Origin of the sequence: uncultured Salegentibacter sp., assembly GCF_963972535.1 — a bacterium.
GTDB lineage: Bacteria > Bacteroidota > Bacteroidia > Flavobacteriales > Flavobacteriaceae > Salegentibacter.
The window spans coordinates 1-1,802 of the sequence record NZ_CAXAVR010000206.1; the positions used below are offsets into that span (position 1 = coordinate 1).

Genomic DNA, 1,802 nt, shown 5'->3' on the forward strand with positions numbered 1-1,802 from the left:
TACGATCCAAAAAACCGATGAGAATATGGCCAGCACGGCCATATCTTTATTAAAAACTAACCCAATTTGGTTGTAAAACAGTCCGCAGATTGCCATTAACATAAAGGCGATCAATACTGCGTATTTACTTATTTTTTTACTGAGTTCCCATAAATTTCTGTAATCCCTTGCGCCGAGTAATTTCCCGCCAATAGCGTTTCCGGCATTGGCATAACCATCTATAAAAAAGCTAAAGAAAAGCCAGATGTTCATTAAAATACTTTGGGCGGCGATATAGTTTTTCCCGTAATCTGTGGCGTAGGCATTGGCCAGGTAAATAGCAAAATTTAAGGCTGCCGTTCTCACAAAAAGGTTGGCGGCCATAAGTAAAAGTCCTTTTAAACGCGGATTTATATTCAGACTCAGCTTTAAATGAAAAGGTGTTTTATTAAAGAAAAACCATAGAGCCATCACCAGCATTGTCCCTTGTGCAGCAAGACTGGCATAAGCAGCGCCTTTAAGATGCATTGCAGGAATAAGCCCGTCAATTCCGTAAACCAGTAGAAAATCTAATCCTACATTCACCGCGGCACCGGCAAGGCTACACTTCATTGCCCAAAGTGTGTTCTGAAGTCCGCGAAATACTCCGAAAATAGCAAAAGTCACCAAAGTTAATGGATATCCTAACGCGCGGATTTGATAATAATCTTCAGAATATTGTAAGATCAAACCTTCGGCATTATAAGCGCTAAAGATTGATTCTGCGAAAAAGGCGGTGGTGGCATAGATCACCAGGCTAAAAGCAAAATTGAAATATATAGCCTGTGGAATAAGCGTTTTTACCGCGTGGATTCGATTTGCGCCCAAATGCTGGGAAACAATGGCAGAAATAGCGGTTTTTGTTTGAGCTACAATCCAAATAATCGCTGAAAGAAATGAACCTACAATTCCTGCCGCAGCCAGCGCTTCAACCGAGTTTTTTTCTACATTTCCAATTACCGCAATATCTGTAAGCGAGATTAACGGCTCGGCAATCCCGGCGATAATTGCGGGAATGGCAATTCGGTTTATATTTTTAAAACTAACAGAAGATTCCAACAGCGGTTATTTTCAGCAGCAAATATAAAATGCTTTATTGTAAAGCCTCATCGCAAGACTAATTTCTTAAAGGTTCTTCTCAGTTTTCGTTTAAAGAAGTTGCTAAAAGTTTTTCGTAGCAGTGAAAAGGATGTTCATTTTTATGCGGAAAATAGACATCACCAAGTTTGGTGTATCCACGGGCTTCGTAGAATTTTTGATTGCGAATATTTTTACTGAAGGTATCTAACCTTATAGAGGTAAAATTCTTGTTTTTAGCGAATTCTTCAGCAAAATCCATCATTTTCCTGGCGTATCCTTTTCCCCAGAATTCGGGGTGCGTGGCCAGCCTGTGAACATAAAGATTATTGCCGGTTTTGCTAAGCCAGTTTATATTGTGATAAACTTCATCCATATTGGGAGTAAGGACTATAATGGCGATAATCCTATTCTCTTTCTCAAAAACATATAATTCTTGCTTCTCAATATCGTTTTTAAGCTTTTCCAGGGAAGGATAATGTTCATTCCATTGAAAGATATTTTGCTGCTGAAGCGCTTTTGCACAGGCTTCGGTTAGTTTCTTGATCTCCCTGAGATCGTTTAGGTTAGCTTTTCTAATCATTTTTTAATCAACAATAATAAATAAAAGTTCTTTGTTGGAATTTACAGAAAATTATTACATTTGCCTTCCAATTGGGGGATTAGCTCAGCTGGCTAGAGCGTTTGGCTGGCAGCCAAAAGGTCAT

At 39.0% G+C, this 1,802-nt stretch carries 2 protein-coding genes; both read right to left on the reverse strand.

Annotation, left to right across the window (positions count from 1 at the left end):
* A partial coding sequence (locus AACZ30_RS13845) for an MATE family efflux transporter (protein WP_339650105.1) occupies positions 1–1,077 on the reverse strand: 1,077 nt, incomplete at its 3' end.
* A gap of 79 nt (positions 1,078–1,156) precedes the next feature.
* Positions 1,157–1,678, reverse strand: a complete 522-nt coding sequence (locus AACZ30_RS13850) for a GNAT family N-acetyltransferase (protein WP_339650106.1) — start codon at positions 1,676–1,678, stop codon at positions 1,157–1,159.
* Positions 1,679–1,802 lie beyond the last annotated feature (124 nt).

What these genes read in the sequence shown, in the direction of transcription:
- AACZ30_RS13850 (WP_339650106.1), bottom strand. Translation starts at nt 1,678, where the DNA reads ATGATTAGAAAAGCTAACCTAAACGATCTCAGGGAGATCAAGAAACTA.